Source organism: Lactococcus petauri (assembly GCF_002154895.1).
GTDB classification, from domain to species: Bacteria; Bacillota; Bacilli; order Lactobacillales; family Streptococcaceae; genus Lactococcus; species Lactococcus petauri.
Map to the genome: position 1 here is coordinate 1 of NZ_MUIZ01000010.1, position 17051 is coordinate 17051.

Sequence of the window (17051 nt, forward strand, 5' to 3'; positions counted from 1 at the left end):
TGACAGTTGGTATACAAGAAGTTAACTTCTCGCATATAGTCATTCTACTTTATTCAGTTTTCAAAGGTCTATCGCTCTCGTAAGAGATACGCTCTCTCGCGACAACTATTATATTCTATCAAACTCAATTTGTTCTGTCAAGAATAAACTGTGATTTTTCTCCCTTTTTTTTACACTCGTTCGGAAAACCCCGCCGTTGTCACGTTCACAGACTATAAAAAAACCAGACACTTTGGGGTCTGGTTTCTTGTTTTTTTATTAAAAGAGGTCTTCAAAGAGACTTAATTGATTATCTTCTGGCATTCCTTGGAGGATTCCCATAGATTTCATATTGTCAACAACTGTTTGTGATACGCCCCCTCGTTTACGAAGTTCCATAATACTCAAGAACTCTCCTTCTTTACGGGCTTCAACAAGTTGTTTTGCAACGTTTTCTCCCAAGCTATCCATTGTGATAAATGGCGGAATCAATGTATCGCCATCGATAACAAATTCTGTAGCTTCACTGCGGTAAAGGTCAATTTTACCAAATTTATAGCCACGTTCAAGCATTTCGTTACAAAGCTCAAGCGTTGTCATTAAAGATACCTCAGTGTTTGTTGCATCGAAACCTTTATCACGAATCTCCTTCATCTTCGCCTTGACTGCATCTAAACCTGCTCCCATCGTTGCAACATCAAATGTTGTTGCACGAATAGAAAACCATGCACAATAGTAAAGAATTGGCTTATGTACCTTGAAATAAGCAACACGAAGAGCCATCATAATATAGGCAGCAGCATGGGCTTTCGGGAACATATATTTGATTTTCGAACAAGATTCAATATACCAATCTGGGACACCATGCTCACGCATCGCATTAACATAGGTTTCTCTTTCTTCTGCCCCAATCTTGCTCCACATCCCTTTACGCACTCGTTCCATAATATTAAAGGCCATGGATTCGTCTAAACCAGCATGTATCAAGTAAACCATAATATCATCCCGACAACCGATAACGCTGGACAAGTCAGCAATTCCTGAGCGAATCAATTCTTGGGCATTACCTGCCCATACGTCCGTCCCATGTGAAAGTCCTGAAATTTGCAGTAAATCCGCAAAAGTTTTAGGTTTAGCTTCAGCAATCATGTTCATTGAAGTGAAGGTCCCCATCTCAGGAATACCTAGCGTACCAAGTTTTGCGCCTAGTTGCTCCTCCGTAATCCCCAACGATTCTGTGCCTGTAAAGAGTTTCATTACTTCCTCATCGTCCATGGGAATATCTTGTGGGACAATCCCCGATAAACTTTGGAGTTTTCGAATCATCGTCGGATCATCATGTCCAAGAATATCAAGTTTTAAGATGTTATCATGAATCGCATGGAAATCAAAGTGGGTAGTTTGCCATTCCGCACGCACATCATCAGCTGGATATTGTACAGGTGTAAAATCATAGACATCCATATAGTTTGGAATAACGATAATCCCGCCCGGGTGTTGTCCAGTTGTACGTTTAACACCTGTTGAAGTCATGGCTAAACGATCAATTTCAGCATTGCTATAAAACTGATTGTAATCTCGTTCATAACCTTTGACAAAACCAAAGGCTGTTTTTTCGGCTACCGTACCAATTGTTCCCGCACGAAAAGCATAGTCTTCTCCAAAAATATCACGGACATCCAAATGGGCCAAAGGCTGATCATCTCCCGAGAAGTTCAAGTCAATATCGGGTACTTTGTCACCTTTGAACCCAAGGAAAGTTTCAAAGGGAATATCATGACCATCTTTTACCAACTTATGTCCGCATTTTGGGCAGTTTTTATCAGGCATATCATAACCTGAGCCGTAGCTCCCATCATCATAACATTCAAAATATTGACATTCCGGGCAGCGATAATGCGGTGCGAGAGGATTAACCTCGGTAATACCAATCATTGTAGCTACAAGTGATGAACCCACTGATCCACGAGAACCTACTATATAACCACGTTCATTTGAACGCCGTACAAGCTCTTGCGAAATAATATAAACCACGGAGAAGCCATTCCCAATAATAGAACGTAACTCTTTTTCCAAACGCGCATCTACAATATCTGGCAAAGGATTGCCATACCACTCGTGCGCTTTCTCATAAGTCAAACGCGTGATGCGCTCCTCAGAACTTTCTCCACCTTCAAAGGTCATTTTCGGGGTATAAAGATCATCTCTTACAGGTGTTAATTCTTCAAACCGCTCTGCCATTTCTTGCGTATTGGTGATAACAATTTCACGCGCTGTGGCTTCGTCTAAGAAGCTAAATTCGTCCAACATTTCATCTGTCGTACGGAAATGCGCTTCGGGTAAAGGTAGAGGTTTTGCATGCTCCCCTCTTCCTTGATTCCAGTTGATTTCTGCCCCTTGACCCAGCGAACGTATAATAATCTCACGATTTATCGCATCTTCTGGGTTAAGGTAATGAGCATCACCAGTAGCTAAGACCGGTTTGCCTAACTTCTTGCCGAGCTTAATCAAGTCTTTCAGCGTTTGTTGCAGCTCTTTCTCACTCTTAAAATTACCCCCGACAACAAGAGATTGATACAGCGCTGGCGGCATAACTTCAATAAAGTCATAAAACTTGGCAATTTCTAAAGCTTCTTCAAAGGTTTTATTGGTTATTGCATCGAAAACTTCGCCTGATTTGCAGGCTGAGCCAACAATGATGCCTTCTCTATGTTCTTGCAAAACGGAACGCGGAATACGTGGTACACCAGCAAGATACTTAACATTAGAATAACTTACAAGTTTAAATAAATTCTTCAAACCTGCTTGTGTTTGAGCATAAAGTGTAACGTGTTTTGGACGGACTTTCTTATAAGAATCTTCCGCTACGAGTTTGTCGTTCAAGTCAAGCAGTGATGTCCAGCCAAAACGATCGCGAACTTCATTAAGGAAGACAAACAATAAACGTCCCGTCGCTTCCGCATCATAATTGGCCATGTGGTGATGCTCTAAACCAATCTGAAACTTTTTCGTCAATTGTCCCAAACCAAAACGCTTCATCTCTGGGTACAGATTACGAGCGAATTCTAAAGTATCCACTACAGGTTGCTTAATGATAGGCAAGCCATTTCGCTGATAATTCATATTCATAAAGCCTACGTCAAAAGTAGCATTATGGGCTACCAAGATACTGCCTTGACAAAATTCTTGAAAGGCTTTTAAAACATCATATAGAGGCTTCGCATTTTTTAAATGATCCTGTGTAATACCTGTTAATTCTGTTGTAAAATCACTAATGGCATAACCAGGGTTAATAAACTCATCAAACTCGCCGATAGGATTTCCCTTATGCATCTTCGTTCCGGCAATTTGAATCAAGTCATTATGTACAGCAGATAGTCCTGTCGTTTCCACGTCAAAGACAACATAAGTTGACTCATACATGTTGACATCTTCTTCATTAAATACAATAGGAATCTTGTCTTCTACCAGATTTGCCTCTACACCATAGATAATCTTTACACCATGTTTCTTACCGGCTTGGTGAGCTTCAGGATAAGCTTGAAGACCCGCATGGTCTGTAATGGCAATTGCTTTATGACCAAATTTCGCAGCTTGAGCAACAAGCTTACTTGCAGGAGGCATCGCATCCATGGTTGACATATTCGTATGGCTATGAAATTCCACACGTTTATCTCCTTCAGCCGCCTTATCTTCCCGCACTCTTTGTGTCGGTATTTCTTGTAAGTCACTCATCTGGAGAACAAGATCTTTTTTATAGTCATCATGCTGCACTGTGCCGCGTACCCGCGCCCAAATGCCTGTAAGCTGCTTAGCCACAGCAATTTCTTCATCACCACGAACCCATTTTGAGATATAAAAGCTGGATGTATAATCCGTCATTTCAATCTCTAACAGATGGCTAATATTTCCTGTCTTGCGTGATTTAATCTCGCGCAGCTCACTCTTGAAGATATAACCTTCAAACACCAAAGCACCATGAGTAGAAAATTCACTGACCGAACGCATCGGTGTGATTGGCTCAGAATTCTTAATTTCACGCCCTATCTGAATTTTATCTGATTTTACAGCACTAATTTGTGCCGCAACTCGACTACAATCTTCTTTTTTAGCAATCTCAACGACATCATTTGCGGTCATGACTAGATCGTCTTTATAAACATCATGTGCAATATTTCCACGCACACGCAGCCAAATGCCTTGTTCAAATTGAATCGCACCATCTTCACTTGTATTGGCCGCTTTGACTTTCTCAACAATCGCGTCAAATTGAGCTATCTCATTGTCTTTGCGCCCCCATTTAACAACTTGGAAGATGGAAGTTTCATCCGCAATCTTCATCTCCAAAACATGATTGACTTTTCCTGTACCATTGCTGGCAAACTCACGATGATGCGCATCAAAGACATAACCTTCAAAAACAACGCCACTTCCCTCGCCAGCGATAAAGCTCATCGAAGTCACGGGACTTGTGCCGTTAATTTTACGTCCAAATGAAATTCCTTCTGACAAGGCTGTATCAATTTTTTCAGGAGCTTTTTCGGTTTTGGCACTAGCTTCATCTGTGCGTTGCTTTTTGAGTTCACTTATCTGCTGTTGCGAGGCTGACTCTGCAGCCAGCATGTTAAGCACTTTACGCTCATGTGCCTCTCGTTTTTCCAAGGTTAACTTTTCGTCAACAACAGGGCGAATAGTAAGTGCTCCAAAGCCAAAATCCTTTAACTTTTCTTCTAAGATAGGGAAGTCTTTTTTTACAAAATGATCCAACTGAGGATTATCTTCGACCAAAAGATTGATCTGAACGCCTCGTTGCTCTATCTGATTTTTTTTAAAGATATTCGCAAAAGCTGTATCTGCTAATTCTGGTAAAGTCAATGCAAGCTGATAATAATCGTTAAGCATCGCCTCATCAAATTCAGGTTGGTCCACTGTTATCGAAAGTTCCGTCTCAGCGATAGTTGAAAAAGCAGACTCAATCAATCCAGACAAAACCTTCCACTGTTCAACTGGCAATATTTTCTCAAATTTTAATTGGAATTTCCAAAGCTTCCGTTCCGTATGTACTTCGACATTTTCAATTTCTCCACTGGAAAAAAGAGCCGATTCGCGAATTTGGTTTGGCATTTTTATTTGATCCATCAGTTTTTCAAAAAGATTTTCCATTTTTTCTCCGCATATCTCTATTTTTTCTGTATCCTCCATTATAACAAAAAAGCAACATCTGTGCTTTTTATCGGAAATTATTATGAAATTAAAAAGGCTGAAAGTGGTTTTATCTTTTTTTATTAATAAGATAAAAATAACTATTATAACAAAGGGAATAAGCAATAAAGGCTGGTTTAAATGTCATAAGACATATTTTTTCTTTCTAATTCAACCCCTTGCTTCCATTTATTACTCTTCAATATGACCATTTAGTTAAGGTTACCTCACTGCCATTATATTGGAATTATAAGAAAAAAGTAATGTTAAAATCCCAAAATATATTTGGCAAGGACTAGGTTATTGATATCATCAATACATACAAAAAAATCGAGATAATTTCAATCTCGATTTTTTTTGTATGTATTCTTCTCTTGGCTTTTGTATCCAAATTTTAACTTTAAAAATTCTCGACTTAATATCATTGCCCCCGCAAGGTAAAAAATAACAAGATAAAATCCATTATTAGCAAATGAGCAAACAAAGAAAGCTAAAGGTGCAAGTATTGCAACTAGCCAACCAAATAAATCAACTAATTTTGAAATAATCATTAAAGAGAATAAGTCAATCTTTCCTATAGAGAGTACAGCAATAGCTATTTGCATAGCAAAACTCCCAATAACTGTCGTAATGAAAACAAAAGCTACATTTTCTATTGTTTTGGGGTAAAAACCAACACTCCGGAAAATATCAAAACGTAAAGGAAGAAATATTTCATCTGGCAGTCTTTCCCAGAGTATTAGGGTAATCGCGAGGTAGAAAAATATTATTCCAAGTATTCCCCAAGCGTATCTTTTCTTATTTAAAAGATTACTAATCATTTTTTATTATCCTTATAAAAAGAAAGGCAATTAAATCAAATCAATCAATCTTCATAACTCTTCTTGGCATATAATATCCAACTTAGGGAAAACCCAAAAGAAAGAAAAATTAATCCGCCATCACGTATTATTACTGGTAGATTAAAAGAAATAATCACTGCTAAATACAAACAAACAGCTACCAAAAGTGGGATTCGCAGCTTCAGTGGCAAGCTTATATTCCAGCTCTTGCTTTCAAGATTCATTTTACCCATCCAGTAAAAACTAAAGAAAGCGAAGAAACTAAAAAATATGAAAAAAAGCATCAAAATTTTTAATTAGTCCTAAAAAACCTAAACTTCCCCAAAATGGTTTTACTTTTTTTAAGAACATTTCAATTCCCTTCTTGCAAATAAACAATCTTTCCTGAAAATTCGCCTTGAATCTTTAAGTCATCTTTATCGCTCAACCTCAAAGGCTGCTTGTTTTCTAACACTTTTTCTGTTTCTCCTATACGAACAACTGCTTCACCTTCAGAAATATCTGCTTGTAAAATACCTGGAGAATTAAATTGCTTCTTGATGTTGGTAGTTCCTTTAAAATCAGAAACAGACAATTCGGTTTTATCCTTACTTTAATGGTAATAGTATTTTTGAGCTGTGTAATTAGGAGTAAATTTTCCTATGCTAAATTCAATCTTCTGACCAAAATTCATCAACAGCAAAATGAAGACTGAAAAGACAAGAATTGAACCAGCTAAGAAAAACCATATCTTCCATCTCTTATGTTGCATCATAAAATTCTCCATGTATAAATTTAAAAAATACTAGATTACTTGAAAGCATTAAGCTTTCGCTCTAGGACAACAAAAAGTATTCCAAAGATAAGAGCGGGGAGAGCAAAACTCAAAAAGTCAATAGCTAGAGTGTCAGGAAAATCAAAACCAGACACAAGCATGTGGTTGAAAAGCTGACTGAAAAAATGGGTGAGCAATAAAAATGATAAAAAAATTAACTTTAGGATGTCAATTTTCCGAGGTCCAAGCATAAAAACTGCTAATAAGAAAAGACCAGAAATGGCTAGACTTAATAATTCTGTCGTCAGATTGAGGGGAAATTCGAGGAAAGCCACAAGCCCCCATTGCACAAATCTCCTCAAAAAATTGGTGCCTAGCATAAATGCTAAACCTGAGAAAAATAATTTCATAATGTTACGCCTCACCTTTTAGATATTATAAGTTCTTTTTAAAGAGCTTATGAAGGAATGATTTTATTTTGCCCTTATAAAGGACAATTAACAGCAAAATAATAAAGCCGATCGTTACTATTAAGCCATAAAGTTATTATTTTATTTAATTTCATCACCTTAATACACCTAATAGTAAATCCATTCTTTAGTACAAAAATAGACGTTACCGCTTTTTCATTATTTTAGAAATGAGTCCTGCAATAAAAATTACTAGCCCAATTACAAGAGCCAGGAAAATAATAAAAATAATGCTAGCTATATTCAATTGTGATTAACCTCCGCACTTTCCCAAAAGAGATTTATTTTTAAGTTTTACCTACCAAAAGGTGGAAATAAACAAAATATTTCCCAGATAAAGGCAAGAATTGTTTTACGTATTTTGCGCCGCTTTGCAAGCCTTTCAGTATTAACTTTACTTTTTCTCATGATAATCCTTGCTTAATTTCTTAATAGAATAAGAAGAACTTCGTCTAAATATACTTTCACTCTTAATATTTTGTTAAATTACTTAAAGAAATTGTAACATAATCTTTTTCTTTCAAGAAAAGATATAAAAAAGATTGAGACAATTCCAATCTCAATCTTTTTATTTATACTTTAAAAACTTACCAGATAAGTTTTAGAGGCTTAATCTGTGATATCTTATTTCGTCAAAATCTCAATCGTATTGACAAGTTCTTCTTTATTGATTTCAACAACTTCGCCTGTTGCACGAATTTTAACTTCAACGATGCCTTCACTTGCTTTTTTACCGATCGTTACGCGAACAGGTAAGCCAATCAAATCACTGTCTGCGAATTTAACTCCTGCACGTTCATTGCGGTCATCCACAAGAACTTGATAGCCTTTACCACGAAGGGCAGTTTCTAGTTCAGCTGTTACAGCCATTGCTTCTTCATCTTTTGTATTGACTGGTACCAAGTGGATATCAAATGGTGCAAGTTCCTTAGGGAAGTTGATTGACCAGCTGAATTTGTACTCTTCACGTGGTGTTTTCTCTACGTAAATGCGGGCAAATTGTTCAAGAATTGCTGAAAGTAAACGGCTCACGCCGATACCATAACAACCCATAACGATCGGCACTGCCTTACCATTTTTGTCAAGAACGTTAGCGCCCATTGAATCTGAGTAGCGTGTGCCTAATTTAAAGATGTGTCCAATCTCAATACCACGCGCAAACTTAAGTGTGCCACGTCCGTCAGGAGACATTTCGCCTTCGTTAACCGTACGTAAATCAACAAATTCGTCTACTTCAAAGTCACGACCAAAATTAGCATTACGATAGTGGAAACCATCTTCATTTGCTCCGATGATAGCATTCTTAACCGCTTGAACTTCACGGTCAGCAATAATCTTAACGTCTTTCAAACCGATAGGACCAAGTGAACCAAAGTGAGCACCAGCTAAGTTTTCAACATCTGCTTCTGTGGCAGGTTCGACAGAACTTGCACCTAAGTAGTTTTGGAGTTTGACTTCATTCAACTCATCATTACCGTGCATCAGTACTACAACTAACTCTTCATCAGCACGGAAAACAAGTGTTTTAATCGTTTCAGCAACGTCAGCTTCTAAAAAGGCAGCAACTTCATCGATTGTCTTCGCGTCAGGTGTTGCAACTTTTTCAAGCTCTAAAGTTTCCGTATAGCTAGCGATATTTTCAAACTTGTTTGTTGCCATTTCCAAGTTAGCAGAATAGTCACCACCATCAGCATAAACGACTGTGTCTTCACCTGCAACAAGCCATTTGGCAAGTTCTTCTTGGATTTGCTCAATGACTGTGTTTGGAATTTCGTCAATTGATTCAATAGAATTTCCAAGAACCAACCATTTTTCCAGATCCGTGCGATCAGCTGTGATAGCCATAAACTCTTGACTATCTTTACCGCCCATTGCACCACCGTCACCAATGATTGCTTTGAAATCAAGACCCGCACGACTAAAGATTTTTTCATAAGCACGCTTGTAGTCGTTGTAAGTTTCATCAAGACTTTCATAGTCCGCATGGAAACTATAACCGTCTTTCATGATGAATTCACGACCGCGGAGCAACCCATAACGTGGACGTTTTTCATCACGATATTTCGATTGGATTTGGTAAACGTTTAAAGGAAGTTTTTTATATGAAGTAACTTCATCACGTACCAGCGCCGTCATTGTTTCTTCATGTGTAGGACCTAGGATAAAGTCGGAATGATCGCGGTTTTTCAACTTGTAGAGATCTTCCCCATAAGTATCGTAACGTCCTGATTCACGCCAGAGATCTGCTGTCAAAAGTGCAGGAGCCAAGAGTTCTACTGCACCGATTTCTTCAAATTCTTCGCGCATGATTGTTTTAAGTTTTTCAAGCACACGATTTGCCAATGGCAAGTAAGCGTAAATACCTGCAGAGATTTGACGGACATATCCCGCACGAACTAAAAGAGCATGTGAGATAACTTGTGCATCGCTTGGCATTTCGCGAAGCGTTGGTATAAGCATTTTTGATTGTTTCATATTTTATTCCTTAAATTTTTCGTTTCTTATCTAATAAAGGCTCGGAGGATATCATTCCAAGTCACAGCAATCATCAAGACCACCATGAAGACAAGACCAACAAGTGTTAAGATTCCTTCTTTTTCTTGTGAAAGTGGTTTGCCTCGTAGGGCCTCAACAATATTGAGGACAATTTTCCCTCCGTCAAGGACGGGGATTGGGATTAAATTTACGATTCCCAGATTAATTGAGAGCATGGCAAGTAAAGCGATAACAGATAATAGGCCTTCTCGGGCTGCTTGCCCACTTAAATCATAAATGGCAACGGGTCCACCAAGTTTATCAAGACTTGGCTGTGCAATGAGGTTACCTAATGCTTTAAATATCAACGTTGTTGCGTTAGCAGCCTGAGTAAAGCCACCCGTTAGCTTATCTAAAAAGCCAGTTTTGATTGTTTGAGTGATACCAATGCGGTATCTTCCGTCAATTTTTTCTGGCTTGAGCTCCAGTGTCTTCGTCGCACCTGCACGTTCGATATCCAGCTTGATTTCACTGCCATCATTTGCACCGATCCTTTGGACAACTTCTTCCCAGTTATTGGTTTTTTCACCATTGACTGCTTGGATTTTATCCTTTGACTGTAAACCTGCCGAATAAGCAGGGGTGCCAGATTGGACTTGTCCGATTTGATTTGTATTAGAAGGTACACCACCTTGCATAAAAGTGATGATAATAAAAGCTATAATCCCTAAAATAAAGTTATTTAAAGGACCAGCAAAATTTGTTAAAATCTTGCCGAGAACGCTGGCACTTTGATATTGTACGTCTCGTGGAGCGATACGAAGTTCCGTGCCATCCGCTTCGATAATTGTTGCATCATGGTCAACTGAATAACGTTTTGTTTCACCAAAAACTTCTCCTTCGATGAAAAGTGCTTCTTCAAAATCGTATTCAGTGACCAGCATGGGGACACTATTTTCCAAAGTCACCCGCTCAGAAAGATTAATTTTAACCACCTGATTTTCAACAATCATCAAAGATGCCGGGGTTCCTTTTTTTATTTCCGTTGTATCATCGCCCCAGCCCGCCATACGGACATAACCTCCAAGAGGAAGTATACGAATGCTATAAAACGTGCCATCTTTGGCTTGATGTGCAAAAATTTTGGGGCCCATTCCAATGGAAAACTCGCGGACTAAAATCCCCGCGCGCTTGGCAAAGAATAGATGACCATACTCATGTACAACAACAATAATACCAAAGACAATGATAAATGTTACCAATGTTTGAATCAATAAAGATCCTCCCTTAATCTTCTAGCTTTTCATCAGCTTGTGAGCGAATAACTTTAAAGGTTTATTTATTTCTTATTTTCTTTGAAATAAAACCCTCCTTAACACTCTATTTTACCTAAAGCGTAATAAAATGTGAAGTGAGAGTATTTTTATTTCGTATTATTTTACCTCAAGGCTTAGAACAAGCCTAATAAATGCATAATTGGGAAGACAAAGATTAAATTATCAAAGCGATCAAGCACGCCTCCATGTCCCGGTAAAAGTTTCCCTGAATCTTTTACCCCATAATGACGTTTGATGCTTGACTCTACCAAGTCACCAATTTGTCCTACGATAGAAAAGACAATGGTAAAGAGAACAAGTTTTACGAAGCCGATTTGAGGCAAGTCATTTTTATAAAAAATAAACATCAAAATTGCAACGACTACTGCAGATAATATACCTCCAATAGAACCTTCTACCGTCTTATTTGGTGAAACATCGGGGATTAATTTTCGTTTCCCAATTGATTTCCCGACAAAGTATGCCCCAATATCTGTAGACCAAACAATAAATAAGGCCAAGAAGACGACAGCTAATCCACTTTCACGTGCCAAGAGTAAGCTTTGAAAGCCAATACCTACATAAAAGGCTGAGAGAAAAGGAAAGCCAATATCTTCGAAACTATATGAACCTTTGGAAAAAACCATAGCGGTCAACATACCAAATAAACAAAGCATGAAGAGAAGAGTACTTCCTTCAACATCCATGCCAAAGAAATATTTTCCAATCGGCAAAGCCAAGCATAAGGCCGCCATAGTTGATAATATTCCTTCAAAAGACATCAATTGTAGTTTGTGCATCTTGAACAGTTCATTCATCGCTATAATAACCAACAATGCTATTAAAATTTGAAAATAGGCACCGCCTGCCAACATTAGGCCAATAAAAACGGCTCCTCCGATAATAGCAGTGATTATACGCTTTATCATTTTACTCCTCCATATCTGCGATCACGTTTTTGAAACTCTAAAATAGCAGCATCTAAAGCTGCTTCATCAAAATCTGGCCAAGCTACGTCTGTAAAATAAAGCTCACTGTAGGCAGCCTGCCAAGGTAAAAAGTTAGACAAACGTAATTCCCCTGATGTTCGGACAATCAAATCAGGATCCCGTAAATCTTCAGGTAAAATTGCTGTCTGTAAATGAGCAGAAAGTTCTTCTTCTGTAATTTCCGCCAAATCTTTGCCACTTTTTGCCAACTCTTGAACAGCCAAAAGGATATCCCGACGTCCGCCATAATTCATGGCAAAGTTAAGAATCATTCCTGTATTATTGGCTGTTTCAGCAGATGCACGGTCAATTGAATTTAAAGTTGCTTTCGGTAAACCTTCGCGCTCGCCAATCATCCGAATTTGGATATTTTCTTCATTAAGAATTGGAAGATATTTACTGTAAAAATCAATGGGCAAACTCATGATAAACTTGACCTCATCCATAGGACGAGACCAGTTTTCTGTCGAAAAAGCATAAACAGTCATTACCTTTACACCACGTCTTTGTCCGTGAATAGCTGCCGTCTTTAGGGCATCCATTCCGGCCTTATGCCCAAAAATTCTTGGTTTCCCTTGACTTTTAGCCCAACGGCCATTTCCATCCATAATTATTCCAATATGCCGTGGCACTGGAATTTGCTCTTGCGAGTTATTTTTTAAGTTATTAAACATAGCACCTCACAGTTAGTACTCCCATTTTATCATATTTTGGATAAAAACACAGGTAAATTCGATACATTTTGCTCTGAAGTCACTGCAGCAATGGCTCTCTAAAGAGAAAAAGACCTGTTTTTTACAATACAATCACGGTGTTTTCGAAAAATAAAAAACCTATCACGAGTGATAGGCTTTTAAACTTATCTTTTACTGCTTATTCTTCGATTGGGTTATCTTCTTTTTTAGTTTCTTCAACAACTGTTGTTTCAGAAACTGTTGGTGCTGCAGCAGTATTGTTTTTTACTGTTTTAACAGCTGCACGATCAAAAGTTAAAATAACGCCTTCACAATCTAATTCGATCGTTGCATCAGCTTCATTCATACCACTCAAGACACCGTGTAAACCACCAATAGTTACGATTTCTGCGCCAATAACCATTGAGTTCAATTGTTCTTGACGTTGTTGTTGAGCTTTCTTTTGGCTACGGTTCATGAAGAACATCATCCCACCTACAACAACAACCATAAAGATCAAAGACATAACATTCATTTATTAAATTCTCCTTTAAAACATTGATTATCCACAGACAATAGGACTATTATAGCACATTTTGTAAGGGCTGTCTATAAATACTTGGACGCTTCACGCAAAGACAAATTTGCAAGTTTTTCTTCATTTTCTGAAAGAAAGTGGGCGACCCATTTTGGATGCGTCTTCGAATAATCTCTTAAAGCCCAGCCGATAGCCTTATTAATAAAAAATTCCTTTGACCCCAGATTATTTCGAATTACGGAGGACAGGAGTTCTGTATCTGTGGCTTCTTTAAAACCAAGCTGACAATCAATTGCGATACGACGAATCCAAAAATTTTCATCTATTGACCAATTCAAAATATCTTGTGATTTTATCTTTCCACTAAGCAAGAGAATGCCCACCAACTCATCCAAACTATCCACTGTTTCCCACCAAGATTTTGTCGTTGCTAGCTGATAAATTTGGGGTAAATCTGTAGTCTTTAGATACTTCTTCATTTTTCGAAGATAGTCACATGCCAAATATTGAAATTCTCTTTCTTCTTCTGACCACAAACGATCAACAAGTTGCCAATCGATTATCTTTTCTTCAGCTTTTTCCTTTAAGAAACTTTTTGATAACTCGCGACGAACCGGTGTTGAAAGCCCTAAAAATTTAAACTGGTTGCGCAAATAAGCTTCTTGCTTCTTTGCCTTTTCTGTATCAGCATGGGCCTGAAAGTCTTCTATGATTTTCATTTATGATAGGCACTCCCTCTATTTATCATTTGTGCGCGATAAATTTGCTCAATAAGCACAAGCCGCATTAATTGATGGGGTAAAGTAAAACGCCCAAAAGATAGTTGTAAATCACTTCGTTTATAAACAGCATCAGATAGCCCCAGAGATCCTCCAATAACTAAAACTAAGTGACGCGTACCATAAATTTCACAGTTCTTCACAAATTCGGCCAGATTCTCACTGGACATTAGCTTGCCTTGAATGGCAAGAACTGCCAACTTATCCCCATCATCAATTCGAGCCAATATTTTTTCACCTTCTCGATTTTTTACTGCTTCTTTTTCCTTGTCTGAAGCATTGTCGGGAATTTTTTCATCCGGCAACTCAATAATTTCCACAGGATTCATCGTGCGCATACGCTTTTGGTATTCGGCTATACCATCCTTGAGATACTTTTCTTTAAGCTTTCCTACAACAATTAATTTTATCTTCATTCTTCTATTTTATCTTTTTCCCCAGTTGAAAGCAAAATGAAAGCTAGATTTATCAACATTTTTCACAACTTATCCACATTCTTGTGGAAAAGCTGTGAATTTTATTCACTTGTTCACAATTATTATTGAGTTTTACACAGAAGTGTGGAAAACTTCTTTTTCTATTTCCATTTTAGTGGCTTTTAAGGTATTATATAAATGTGAGTATCCCGCAATTATAAGTATTATATTAAAGATTATTTAAGGAATGTACATTATACTTGTGTATAAATATTTCTTACTGGAAAAGGAGATTCTTGTACTATGGCAAAAAAAAATATCGCCTCATTACTTATTACAGGCGTAGCCGGGGGTGCTATCGCTCTTGGAGGTAGTGCTATCTACCAAAATATGACCAACACGCCGTCATCTAACAACACTTCGGACAATTCTGTAAGTACAGTTAACGTCCAAGTAAATACAGATACTACAAAAGCAATCAAGAAAATTTCGAACACTGTTGTTTCCGTTCTTAATTACCAAAAATCGTCCTCAAGCAACGATTTTGAGAAGATTTTCGGCGGAGGCGATACAAGTAGCAATGAGAGTAATACGCCACAGCTGGCTGGAGAGGGTTCTGGTGTTATTTACAAAAAGGATGGCAATACAGCATATATCGTCACCAACTATCACGTTATTGAAGGTGCTTCTTCCTTAGAAGTTCTCATGGCCGGCGGTCAAAAAGTTACTGCTGAAGTTGTTGGTTCTGATGCTTATTCTGATTTAGCTGTCCTCAAAATTGATGCTAAGTATGTCAAAGAAACAGCAACATTCGGCAACTCTGACAAACTTACTGTTGGTGAGCCCGCTATCGCGGTGGGTTCTCCCCTTGGAAGTGAGTATGCAAACTCAGCAACAGAAGGAATTGTTTCAAGTCTAAATCGCAATGTTCCACTGCAAAACAGCCAAGGCCAAACAATTAATGTTAACGCTATTCAAACCGATGCAGCTATTAACCCCGGTAACTCTGGTGGTGCACTCATAAATATTCAAGGACAAGTCATCGGGATTACCTCAAGTAAAATTACCTCAACACCAAGCGGAACAAGCAGTAGTGGTGTCTCTGTAGAAGGTATGGGATTTGCGATTCCAGCCAATGATGTCGTTAACATTATCAATAAGTTGGAAAAAGATGGCAAAGTTATTCGACCTGCTCTTGGTGTACAAATGGTCAACTTGTCAAGTCTTTCCCAAAACATGTTAGCTTCACTTAACCTTCCTGAAAACGTGACTAACGGTGTTGCTATCGCTGAAGTTCAATCAGGAATGCCTGCTGCCAAAGCTGGGCTCAAGCAAGGCGACGTTATTGTCAAAATCAATGATGACGAAATCACTTCAAGCGTGAACCTTCAAAGTACACTTTATAAGTCTTCAATTGGTGATACGATTAAGGTAACTTATTATCGTGACGGAAAACAGGCTACTGCGAATATCAAATTGGATAAAACAAGTAGTGATATCAACTTTGACAAACAAAATTAAAAAATTACATCCCCTTGAAACAGGGGATTTTTTGATAAGGAATTATAATAAATATTTATTTTTTGTTAATAGAATTATGGTAAAATAGTGATAAGCATGAAAATATTACTTTATTTAGAAGCCGAACAAATTTTGAGCCGCTCAGGAATTGGTCGTGCAATGAAACATCAACAAAGAGCATTAGATTTAATGCAAGTAGAGTGGACCCAAAATCCCAATGAGGACTATGACATTCTCCATCTCAATACTTATGGACCTCAAAGTTGGCGGATGCTCAAAAAAGCCAAAAAAGCTGGAAAAAAAGTTATCTTCCATGGACACTCTACAGAGGAAGACTTCCGAGATTCATTTCTCGGTTCTAACTTAATTGCACCTCTGTTTAAACGCTATTTGATGCGTTTTTATCGTAAAGCTGATTTGGTGATCACGCCTACAGACTATTCAGCTGGACTTTTACGTGGGTACGGCTTGACTTGTCCTATCTTGCCCATCTCCAATGGGATTGATTTGAACAAATATCAAGCTAAACCTGAGAAAGAGGAAGCTTTCCGTCAATATTTTAAGATTAAAGACGAACAAAAAGTGGTCATTTGTGCCGGACTTTATTTCAAACGGAAGGGCATTGACGATTTCGTTAAAGTTGCCGAAAAAATGCCAAATGTTCAGTTCATCTGGTTCGGCTATCAAAACCTTTGGACCATCCCTGGATGGGTACGTCGAATCGTTAAAAAGAACCATCCTGATAATGTACGCTTCCCCGGCTATATCAAAGGGGATATCTATGAAGGAGCAATGACTGCTGCTGATGCCTTCTTCTTTCCTTCACGTGAGGAAACCGAAGGTATTGTAGTTTTAGAAGCACTGGCCAGTCATCAAGATGTTGTGGTACGTGATATACCAGTTTATAAAGGATGGCTCGATACCACATCAGCTAGTTTAGCCACAGATGTTGATGGTTTTGTAGCTGAGCTCGAAAAAGTACTGAACGGCACAATTGATAAAACAGAAAAAGGCTATCAAGTTGCACAAACACGCGCCATTGAACATGTCGCTGCTGAACTCGCTGCTGCTTATCGCCAAACTTTGGAGTTATAAA

At 38.2% G+C, this 17051-nt stretch carries 12 protein-coding genes and 2 pseudogenes; 2 read left to right on the top strand and 12 right to left on the bottom strand.

Annotated elements, in window-relative coordinates; genetic code table 11:
* Positions 1-258: 258 nt before the first annotated feature.
* From BZZ03_RS10700 to rlmH, 12 genes and pseudogenes are all read right to left on the bottom strand, one after another.
* Positions 259-4095 (bottom strand): annotated as a pseudogene (locus tag BZZ03_RS10700) (PolC-type DNA polymerase III); the annotation flags it as partial.
* Positions 4096-4536: 441 nt separating this feature from the next.
* Positions 4537-5181 (bottom strand): annotated as a pseudogene (locus tag BZZ03_RS12390) (PolC-type DNA polymerase III N-terminal domain-containing protein); the annotation flags it as partial.
* A 341-nt stretch (positions 5182-5522) separates the two neighbouring features.
* Complete coding sequence (locus BZZ03_RS10705; RefSeq protein WP_086583287.1) at positions 5523-6002, bottom strand: hypothetical protein; 480 nt, start codon at positions 6000-6002, stop codon at positions 5523-5525.
* A 373-nt stretch (positions 6003-6375) separates the two neighbouring features.
* A complete protein-coding gene (locus tag BZZ03_RS10710) occupies positions 6376-6597 on the bottom strand; it encodes a hypothetical protein (protein ID WP_086583288.1) in 222 nt (73 codons plus the stop codon).
* 215 nt (positions 6598-6812) lie between these two features.
* Positions 6813-7187: a hypothetical protein gene (locus BZZ03_RS10715; RefSeq protein ID WP_086583289.1), complete on the bottom strand. Its 375-nt coding sequence runs from the start codon at positions 7185-7187 to the stop codon at positions 6813-6815.
* Between the two features lie 684 nt (positions 7188-7871).
* Entirely contained in the window at positions 7872-9722 is a 1851-nt protein-coding gene (locus tag BZZ03_RS10720; protein ID WP_017369962.1) for a proline--tRNA ligase, read from the bottom strand.
* A 26-nt stretch (positions 9723-9748) separates the two neighbouring features.
* Entirely contained in the window at positions 9749-10996 is a 1248-nt protein-coding gene (gene rseP, locus BZZ03_RS10725; protein ID WP_086583290.1) for an RIP metalloprotease RseP, read from the bottom strand.
* 176 nt (positions 10997-11172) lie between these two features.
* Positions 11173-11967, bottom strand: a complete 795-nt coding sequence (locus tag BZZ03_RS10730; RefSeq protein ID WP_019291563.1) for a phosphatidate cytidylyltransferase — start codon at positions 11965-11967, stop codon at positions 11173-11175.
* Positions 11964-12701 (bottom strand): isoprenyl transferase, encoded by a 738-nt coding sequence (locus BZZ03_RS10735; RefSeq protein ID WP_086583291.1) that lies wholly within the window; start codon positions 12699-12701, stop codon positions 11964-11966. The genes BZZ03_RS10730 and BZZ03_RS10735 overlap by 4 nt, the downstream gene beginning before the upstream one ends.
* A 199-nt stretch (positions 12702-12900) precedes the next feature.
* A complete protein-coding gene (gene yajC / locus BZZ03_RS10740; protein ID WP_014025468.1) occupies positions 12901-13236 on the bottom strand; it encodes a preprotein translocase subunit YajC in 336 nt (111 codons plus the stop codon).
* Positions 13237-13310: 74 nt separating this feature from the next.
* On the bottom strand, positions 13311-13958 hold the full coding sequence (locus BZZ03_RS10745) for a DNA alkylation repair protein (RefSeq protein WP_086583292.1): 648 nt from the start codon (positions 13956-13958) through the stop codon (positions 13311-13313).
* Positions 13955-14434 carry a 23S rRNA (pseudouridine(1915)-N(3))-methyltransferase RlmH gene (gene rlmH / locus BZZ03_RS10750; RefSeq protein ID WP_086583293.1) on the bottom strand — a complete coding sequence of 160 codons (480 nt, stop codon included), beginning with the start codon at positions 14432-14434 and terminating at the stop codon, positions 13955-13957. The genes BZZ03_RS10745 and rlmH overlap by 4 nt, the downstream gene beginning before the upstream one ends.
* Before the next feature lie 303 nt (positions 14435-14737).
* Here rlmH and BZZ03_RS10755 point away from each other — a divergent pair, with 303 nt between their 5' ends.
* Both BZZ03_RS10755 and BZZ03_RS10760 read left to right on the top strand, forming a co-directional pair.
* Positions 14738-15955 (top strand): S1C family serine protease, encoded by a 1218-nt coding sequence (locus BZZ03_RS10755; RefSeq protein ID WP_086583294.1) that lies wholly within the window; start codon positions 14738-14740, stop codon positions 15953-15955.
* Between the two features lie 96 nt (positions 15956-16051).
* Positions 16052-17050, top strand: a complete 999-nt coding sequence (locus tag BZZ03_RS10760; RefSeq protein WP_086583295.1) for an LTA glycolipid anchor biosynthesis glycosyltransferase, IagA/BgsA family — start codon at positions 16052-16054, stop codon at positions 17048-17050.
* Position 17051: the final 1 nt, after the last annotated feature.

What these genes read in the sequence shown, in the direction of transcription:
- BZZ03_RS10705 (WP_086583287.1), bottom strand. Translation starts at nt 6,002, where the DNA reads ATGATTAGTAATCTTTTAAATAAGAAAAGATACGCTTGGGGAATACTT.
- BZZ03_RS10715 (WP_086583289.1), bottom strand. Translation starts at nt 7,187, where the DNA reads ATGAAATTATTTTTCTCAGGTTTAGCATTTATGCTAGGCACCAATTTT.
- BZZ03_RS10720 (WP_017369962.1), bottom strand. Translation starts at nt 9,722, where the DNA reads ATGAAACAATCAAAAATGCTTATACCAACGCTTCGCGAAATGCCAAGC.
- BZZ03_RS10730 (WP_019291563.1), bottom strand. Translation starts at nt 11,967, where the DNA reads ATGATAAAGCGTATAATCACTGCTATTATCGGAGGAGCCGTTTTTATT.
- BZZ03_RS10735 (WP_086583291.1), bottom strand. Translation starts at nt 12,701, where the DNA reads ATGTTTAATAACTTAAAAAATAACTCGCAAGAGCAAATTCCAGTGCCA.
- yajC (WP_014025468.1), bottom strand. Translation starts at nt 13,236, where the DNA reads ATGAATGTTATGTCTTTGATCTTTATGGTTGTTGTTGTAGGTGGGATG.
- BZZ03_RS10745 (WP_086583292.1), bottom strand. Translation starts at nt 13,958, where the DNA reads ATGAAAATCATAGAAGACTTTCAGGCCCATGCTGATACAGAAAAGGCA.
- rlmH (WP_086583293.1), bottom strand. Translation starts at nt 14,434, where the DNA reads ATGAAGATAAAATTAATTGTTGTAGGAAAGCTTAAAGAAAAGTATCTC.
- BZZ03_RS10755 (WP_086583294.1), top strand. Translation starts at nt 14,738, where the DNA reads ATGGCAAAAAAAAATATCGCCTCATTACTTATTACAGGCGTAGCCGGG.
- BZZ03_RS10760 (WP_086583295.1), top strand. Translation starts at nt 16,052, where the DNA reads ATGAAAATATTACTTTATTTAGAAGCCGAACAAATTTTGAGCCGCTCA.